Origin of the sequence: Streptomyces chengmaiensis, from assembly GCF_029846775.1 — a bacterium.
GTDB lineage: Bacteria > Actinomycetota > Actinomycetes > Streptomycetales > Streptomycetaceae > Streptomyces > Streptomyces chengmaiensis.
The window spans coordinates 1-8498 of record NZ_JARWBG010000106.1; the positions used below are offsets into that span (position 1 = coordinate 1).

Below are 8498 nucleotides of genomic sequence, written 5' to 3' on the forward strand. Positions count from 1 at the left end.
GGCGCGCCCCGGCGACGCCGGAAGAGCGCGCCGGGTCCCGGCTGCGCGCCCTCCGCCGGCGGCGTCGCGGCCGCGGCGGGCGCTCCGGAAGACGGCGACGCCGCTGCCGGCGGAGTCGCCGCATCCGCCGGTCGCGGCTCGCCGGGCGCCTCGATCTGCGGCGTCTCCTCCGCAGTCACCATGTCCTCGACCGGCGGCAGCTGCGGCCTCGGCGTCAGCTGGGGGTATCCCTGCGGCGGCAGTTCGGCGGGGTGCAGCGGCAGATACAGCGTGAAGGTCGAGCCACGGCCCGGCTCGCTCGCCGCATGGATCTCGCCGCCCAGCAGCCGCGCGATCTCACGGCTGATCGAGAGCCCCAGCCCCGTACCGCCGTACTTGCGGCTCGTCGTGCCGTCGGCCTGCTTGAACGCCTCGAAGATCACCCGCATCTTGCTCGCCGCGATCCCGATTCCGGTGTCGGTGACCGAGAACGCGATCAGCTCGGCGTCCGCGTCCTGCAGCGACCCCGCCTCCAGCAACTGCTCGCGGATCGACTGCGGCACATCGGCGCTCGCAGGCCGGATCACCAGCTCCACGGCCCCGCTGTCGGTGAACTTCACCGCGTTGGACAGCAGATTGCGCAGCACCTGCAGCAGCCGCTGCTCATCGGTGTGCAGGGTGACGGGCAGTTCCGGCGAGACCCGCACCGAGAAGTCGAGCCCCTTCTCCGCGGTGAGCGGCCGGAACGTCGCCTCCACATAGTCCACGAGCTGGACCAGGGCGATCCGGGTGGGGCTGACGTCCATCTTGCCCGCCTCGACCTTCGACAGATCGAGGATGTCGTTGATCAACTGCAGCAGATCGGAGCCCGCTCCGTGGATCGTCTCGGAGAACTCCACCTGCTTGGGCGTGAGGTTGTTCTCTGCGTTGTCCGCCAGCAACTTGGCCAGAATGAGCAGCGAGTTGAGCGGCGTACGCAGTTCGTGCGACATGTTCGCCAGGAACTCGGACTTGTAGCGCATGGAGACGGCGAGCTGCTCGGCCCGCTCCTCCAGCACCTGCCTGGCCTCCTCGATCTCGGTGTTCTTCACCTCGATGTCGCGGTTCTGCTGGGCGAGCAGTTCGGCCTTCTCCTCGAGTTCCGCGTTGGATGCCTGCAGCGCCTTCTGCCGGTTCTCCAGCTCCGCGGAGCGCTCCCGCAGCTGCTCGGTGAGCTCCTGCGACTGCTTGAGCAGTTGCTCGGTCTTGGTGTTGACGCTGATCGTGTTGACGCTCGTCGCGATCATCTCGGCGATCTGGTTGAGGAAGTCCCGCTGGATCTGGGTGAACGGCTGGAACGACGCCAGTTCGATCACCCCGAGGACCTGTCCCTCGAACAGCACCGGCAGCACGATCACATACGCGGGCGAGGCCTCCCCCAGCCCCGAGGAGATCTTCAGATAGCCGGGCGGCACATTGACCTGGATGGTCCGCTTCTCCTCCGCCGCCGTGCCGATCAGCGTCTCGCCGGGCCGGAAAGACGTCGGCATCAGCCCGGCCGAGTAGCCGTAGCTGGCGCGCATGACCAGCTCATAGCCGCTCTCACCGCCGGCCGACACATCCGAGGCGTCGCCCGTCGGCAGCGCCAGGAAGAACGCCCCGTGCTGGGCGGAGACCACCGGGGTCAGCTCGCTCATGATCAGCGAGGCGACGTCCTCCAGGTCGCGCCTGCCCTGCATCAGACCGGAGATCCGGGCCAGATTGCCCTTGAGCCAGTCCTGCTCCTCGTTGGCGAGGGTGGTGTCGCGCAGGTTCGCGATCATCGTGTTGATGTTGTCCTGGAGGACCTGGATCTCACCGGCCGCATCCACGTCGATCTTGAGGTTGAGATCGCCGCGGGTCACCGCGGTCGCGACGGCCGCGATGGCGCGCACCTGCCGGGTCAGATTCCCCGCCATCTCGTTCACCGACTCGGTCAGATCGCGCCAGGTGCCGTCCACGTCCCGCACCCGCGCCTGACCGCCCAGCTGTCCGTCCGTGCCCACCTCGCGGGCCACACGCGTGACCTCCTCGGCGAACGACGACAGCTGGTCGACCATCGTGTTGATGGTGGTCTTCAGCTCCAGGATCTCGCCCCGGGCATCGATGTCGATCTTCCTGGTGAGATCACCCTTGGCGATGGCGGTGGTGACCGTGGCGATCTGACGCACCTGGCCGGTCAGATTGGACGCCATGTTGTTCACGGACTCGGTGAGGTCCTTCCAGGTGCCCGAGACCCCCGGCACACGTGCCTGACCGCCGAGGCGACCGTCCGTACCCACCTCACGCGCCACGCGCGTCACTTCGTCGGCGAACGACGAGAGCGTCGTCACCATCGTGTTCACGGTGTCGGCGAGTTCGGCGACCTCGCCGCGCGCCTCGACGGTGACCTTCTTCGTCAGATCGCCGTTGGCCACGGCCGTGGCGACACGGGAGATGTTGCGCACCTGGCTGGTCAGGTTGTTGGCCATCAGGTTGACGTTGTCGCTCAGGTCCTTCCAGATGCCGGTGACGCCCCGCACCCGCGCCTGACCGCCCAGCACACCCTCCGTACCCACCTCGCGGGCCACCCGGGTCACCTCGTCGGCGAAGTCCAGCAGCTGGTCGACCATCGTGTTGACCGTGGTCACCAGCTCGAGGATCTCGCCCTTGGCGTCGACCGTGATCTTCTTCGACAGATCTCCCTGGGCGACCGCCTTCGTCACGTCGGCGATATTGCGGACCTGCGAGGTCAGGTTGTTCGCCATGAAGTTGACGGACTGGGTCAGGTCCTTCCAGGTGCCGGAGACGCCCTGCACCTCCGCCTGACCGCCGAGGATGCCCTCGGTGCCCACCTCGCGGGCCACGCGCGTGACCTGCTCGGCGAAGTTGGAGAGCTGGTCCACCATCGTGTTGAGGGTGTTCTTCAGCTCGAGGATCTCACCGCGCGCATCGACGTCGATCTTCTGCGACAGGTCGCCGCGCGCAACCGCCGTGGCGACCTGGGCGATGTTGCGGACCTGCTCGGTGAGATTGCCGGCCATGCCGTTCACCGAGTCGGTCAGATCACGCCACACGCCGGCGACTCCCGGCACCTGCGCCTGGCCGCCCAGCCGGCCTTCCGTGCCGACCTCACGGGCCACCCGGGTGACCTGGTCGGCGAAGGCGGACAGCTGGTCCACCATCGTGTTGATCGTGTTCTTCAGCTCGAGGATCTCACCGCGCGCATCGACGTCGATCTTCTGTGTCAGGTCGCCGCGCGCAACCGCCGTGGTCACCTGAGCGATCTGCCGCACCTGGGACGTCAGATTCCCGGCCATGAAGTTGACGGAGTCCGTCAGTTCCTTCCAGGTGCCGGAGACTCCGGGCACACGCGCCTGGCCGCCGAGCCGGCCCTCCGTGCCCACGTCCCGCGCCATCCTGGTGACCTGGTCGGCGAAGGCGGACAGCTGCGCCACCATCGTGTTGACGGTGTTCTTCAGCTCAAGCATCTCCCCGGCCACGTCCACCGTGACCTTCTGCGTCAGATCGCCGTTCGCAACCGCCGTCGTCACCTGAGCGATGTCCCGCACCTGANTTCTGCGTCAGATCGCCGTTCGCAACCGCCGTCGTCACCTGAGCGATGTCCCGCACCTGACCGGTGAGGTTGCGGAACGCGGTGTTGACCGAGTCGGTGAGGTCCTTCCAGGTCCCGGCTGCTCCCGGCACCTCCGCCTGGCCGCCCAGCCGGCCCTCGACGCCGACCTCCCGGGCCACGCGCGTCACCTCGGAGCCGAACGACTGAAGCTGGTCCACCATCGTGTTGACGGTGTTCTTCAGCTCAAGCATCTCCCCGGCCACGTCCACCGTGACCTTCTGCGACAGGTCGCCGTTCGCAACCGCCGTCGTCACCTGAGCGATGTCCCGCACCTGAGTGGTCAGATTGCGGAAGACCGTGTTCACGGAGTCCGTGAGGTCCTTCCAGGTGCCGGCGGCCCCGGGGACCTGCGCCTGGCCGCCCAGCAGCCCCTCCGCGCCGACCTCGCTGGCGACCCGGGTGACCTCGTCCGCGAAGGTGCGCAGCGTCTCCGTCATCTGGTTGATCGTCTCGGCGAGCTGTGCGACCTCGCCGCGTGCGCTCACGGTCACCTTCTGCGACAGATCGCCGTTGGCGACCGCCGTGGTGACCTCGGCGATGCCGCGCACCTGGTTGGTGAGGTTCCCGGCCATCGTGTTGACGGAGTCGGTCAGGTCCTTCCACACACCTGCCACGCCCGGCACGGTCGCCTGCCCGCCCAGCTCGCCCTCGGTGCCGACCTCCCGGGCGACCCGCGTCACCTCCGAGGAGAAGGACTGGAGCTGGTCGACCATCGTGTTGACGGTCTCCTTCAGCTCAAGCATCTCGCCGGCCACATGCACGGTCACCTTCTGCGACAGATCGCCCTTGGCGACCGCCGTGGTCACCAGCGCGATGTCGCGCACCTGGGCGGTCAGCCGGTACGCCATGGTGTTCACGGAGTCCGTGAGGTCCTTCCACGACCCGGACATGCCGCGTACCTGGGCCTGGCCGCCGAGCTTGCCCTCGGTGCCGACCTCCAGCGCCACGCGCGTCACCTCGTCGGTGAACGCCGACAGCTGGTCGACCAGGTTGTTGACCGTACGCGCGACCTTCAGGAACTCGCCGCGCAGCGGCCGCACGGAGCCTTCTGATCCGTCGGCGCTGTGCGAGCGCAGCTCCATGCGCTGCTCCAGGTCGCCGTCGGCCACGGCCGAGAGCACCCGCCCCACCTCGGAGACCGGCCGCGCCAGGTCGTCCACCAGGGCGTTCGCCGCATTGATCGCCGATGCCCAGGAGCCTTCCAGGGTGCCGGGCTCCAGGCGCTCGGACAGCTTCCCCTCACGCCCGACCACCCTCCGTACCCGGGCGATCTCACCGGTCAGATGGAGATTGCGGTCCGCGACCTCGTTGAACACGGCCGCGATCTCCGCCATGACGCCGTCGCCGGAAACGGTGAGACGACGCCGGAAGTTTCCGTCCCGCATCGACACCAAAGCGGCCATCAGGCGGTTCAGGGCCGCCGTATCCACTTCGGTGGTCCCTTGGCTCCGGGACCGTCCGCCCTTCGCGCGCGTGCTCGTGCCACGCGCCGCCACGTCAGACTCCACCGTGTCCCTCCCGCAGGGGTTGACCGTACTGCCCGGGCTGTTCCGGGAAGCCTGCCCAGTGTTTCACCATGGCCGAACCAGGCCATAACAGTTCGGCAGCTTCGCATAACGTCCCCGCCCCTGAAGGGTGGAAACAGCGCCGACCGGCATCCGCTCGGACAGCGAAGGTAAGTAACCTGGCATCCGGCTGTCCAACCGCCCCGGTCCGCCCGGCGGGGGCGGAGTGGGGCGAGATCTACCACCGGGCACCGGGAGGGGCGGGCCAGACCATGGCAGAGCCGGGCGTCGAGACGCGTACAAGGAGTTCTGTGATCACCGCGCGGGCGGCTGCCAGCTTTGACCCGGTCGGACGGTCCGTTGCGGCCGCCCGTGCGTTCGTCCGCGACACTCTCCAGGGGTGGGGCTACTCCGACATCGTCGACGACGCGGTCGTCCTCACCAGCGAGCTGGTCACCAACGCCGTCATCCACGCGGGTACCGCCGCCGACGTCCTGTGCCTGCGCACGGACCAGGGGGTACGGGTGGAGGTCGGCGACCGCTACCCGGAGCGCGAGGTCCCGATCCACGGCGCGCACCACGCCCTGGGCCACCCCGACCATGAGAACGGCCGCGGTCTGCTGCTGTGCGCGGCACTCGCCTCCCGCTGGGGTGTCGACTACACCCCGACCCACAAGCAGGTCTGGTTCCAGCTCGACCTTCCGCAGCGTCCCGTGGGCACCCGCTCCGCAGGCCCCGCGCTCCCCGCGGCGCTGCTCCCCGTAGCCGACGAGCACGTGCGCGTGGCCGTCGTGCAGATCGACCGCACCGGCGCCATCTCCGCCTGGAACGAGGACGCCGCGCATGTCTTCGGCTACGCGTCGGAGCAGGTCGTCGGCAAGCCGCTCACCGACCTCGCCGCCTGGCCCCACACCCCTGGCACGGGCACCGGCATCGCCGAGGCCCTGCAGCTCTCCCGCTGGGAGGGCAGCTACGGAATCCGCGGCGCCGACGGCCGTGTCGTCCCCGTCTACGCTTCTCATCTGCGCGTACGCAATACGCAGGGCGAACCGTCGACCGTCTGCCTGCTGGTGCGCGACGACGAGCGCGCCGTGCTCCAGACCCCACAGCGCGCCGCTGTCAGCGACGCGGGCAGAGAGAGCCGCACCACGGACCCCTTCGAGGTGTTCATCGGCTCGCCCGCGCCGGACGACCTGGACGGGCTGCTCCAGCGCACCGTGGAGCGCGCCCGCGACATGCTCGACGGCGACGCCGCCTTTCTGCTGCTGGCCACCGACGACGAGACGGAGTTGGAGGTGCGGGCCACGACGGGTCTGCCCTCGGCCCGCCAGCGCTTCGCCCGCGTACCCGTGGAGGCCGGAACCGGTAGATACGGCTCCGCCCGGATGCCGGCGGTCCACGAGGACCTCACCGCGGTGCCCGGCGCCGTCCCCCTGCTCAACTCGACCGGGATGCGCTCCGTCGTCACCGTGCCGCTGAAGGTCGAAGGGCGTCTCACCGGCTCCCTCGGCGTCGCCGCCGAAGCCGCCGGCCGCTATTCCAACGAGGAGGCCCTGCGCCTCCAGTTCGCCGCAGACCGCATCGCCCTGGCCGTCGAGTCCGCCCGCCTGGGCGAGTTGGAGCGGCTGCGCCGCGGCTCTCTCAGCTTCCTCGTCGAGGCGTCGGACCTGCTCGCGGGCACGCTCGACCGCGACCAGACGCTGGCGCTGATGGCCCAGATGACGGTTCCCACCCTGGCCACCTGGTGCGCGGTGTACACGATCGCCGACCAGTCCTCCGACCCGTACCTCAGCTATGTGCTGCACGAGGACGAGGAACGTATCGACGGTCTCAAGGACCTGCTGTCGCGGATCGATCCGCCCGACCCGGTCCCCACCCCCGGCGCCCGCGTATGGACCTCTCCCAACGACGCGGCGCGGCAGGCCGCTCTGCTCGTCTCCAAGCGGGAGCTCGGTTACGGCTCCAGTCGCCCGGTCTCCTCCGGCATCGGTGTCACGCTCGCGACCGCGGCCGCGGTCGGCGGTGAGACAGTGGTGCTGCCGCTCGTCGCCCGCAACCGCGTCATCGGCATGCTCACTCTCGGAAAACCGACCGACGACCACTTCCGCCAGGAGATCCTGGAACTCGCCGAGGACCTTTCCCGGCGAGCGGCGCTCGCCCTCGACAACTCGCGCCTCTATTCGGAGCGCATGGCCATCAGCCAGTCCCTGCAGCGCAGTCTGCTGCCGCCGGGTCTGCCGCAGATCCCCGGCGTCGAGGTCGAGGTGATCTACCGCGCGGCCGGCGAGGGCAATGAGGTGGGCGGCGACTTCTACGACCTCTTCCCCATCCGCGACGACGCGTACGGCTTCGCCATCGGCGACGTGTGCGGTACGGGCCCGGAGGCGGCGGCCGTCACCGGCCTGGCCCGGCACGCCCTGCGTCTCCTCGCCCGCGAGGGCTTCGGGGGCCCTGCCGTGCTCGAGCGCCTCAACGCGGCAATCCTCGACGAGGGTGCGCGGAGCCGCTTTCTGACGCTCTTGTACGGCGAGCTGTGGCCGCAGGAGGACGGCAGTGCGGTCCTCAAGGTGGTCTGCGCCGGCCATCCGCTGCCTCTCCGGCTGCGCCAGGACGGCACGGTGTCCCCGGCCGCCGAACCGCAGCCGCTGCTGGGCGTCATGGACGACCTGGAGTTGTATGAGCAGATCGTCACCCTTAATCCGGGCGATGTGCTGCTGTGTGTCACGGACGGCGTCACCGAACGCCGCGAGGGCACCCGCATGCTGGGGGACGATGGTCTGGTCGATGTCCTGAAGACCTGTACCGGCCTGACGGCCGGCGCGGTCGCCGCCCGTGTCCTGCGTGCCGTGGAACGCTTCGCCGCGGAGCCGGCCTCCGATGACATGGCGATCCTGGCGATGCGCGTCCCGGAGCCGCATGCCATCTGAGCACTGTCTGCGCACATGACGAAGGCCCCCCGCCATACGGCGGGGGGCCTTCGTCGATTCTGTCCGAGCCCCCAAACGGAATCGAACCGTTGACCTTCTCCTTACCATGGAGACGCTCTGCCGACTGAGCTATAGGGGCCTGTCCGCCTTCGCGGCTTCCCGCGCGGCAACATGAAGAATGATACCCCGAACGGACGTGTGCTCCGAACCAGCGGGGCATCAGATCCCGGCTTACGGAGATGAGTTACCTGGCGCTGTCCGGAGATTGGCGTGTGCCGACACCTTGTTGGGGTGCACAACGCAGAAAGGCCGTAGGCCCCCGGACCAAGTCCAGGAGCCTACGGCCCAATAATTGTTCGGCGGCGTCCTACTCTCCCACAGGGTCCCCCCTGCAGTACCATCGGCGCTGAAAGGCTTAGCTTCCGGGTTCGGAATGTAACCGGGCGTTCCCCT

Annotated in this window: 1 protein-coding gene, 1 tRNA gene, 1 rRNA gene and 1 pseudogene; 1 reads left to right on the top strand and 3 read right to left on the bottom strand. The window is 68.9% G+C overall.

What is annotated here, in order from left to right:
- Window positions 1-5043 (bottom strand): annotated as a pseudogene (locus QCN29_RS36160) (HAMP domain-containing protein); the annotation flags it as partial.
- Window positions 5044-5390: 347 nt separating this feature from the next.
- On the opposite strand from QCN29_RS36160, the gene QCN29_RS36165 reads away from it, so the two are divergent.
- Complete coding sequence (locus QCN29_RS36165; RefSeq protein WP_279933503.1) at window positions 5391-8045, top strand: SpoIIE family protein phosphatase; 2655 nt, start codon at window positions 5391-5393, stop codon at window positions 8043-8045.
- A gap of 66 nt (window positions 8046-8111) precedes the next feature.
- On the opposite strand, the gene QCN29_RS36170 is transcribed toward QCN29_RS36165, so the two are convergent.
- Both QCN29_RS36170 and rrf read right to left on the bottom strand, forming a co-directional pair.
- Window positions 8112-8184, bottom strand: a tRNA-Thr gene (locus tag QCN29_RS36170).
- A gap of 215 nt (window positions 8185-8399) precedes the next feature.
- Window positions 8400-8498, bottom strand: a 5S ribosomal RNA gene (rrf, locus tag QCN29_RS36175); the annotation flags it as partial.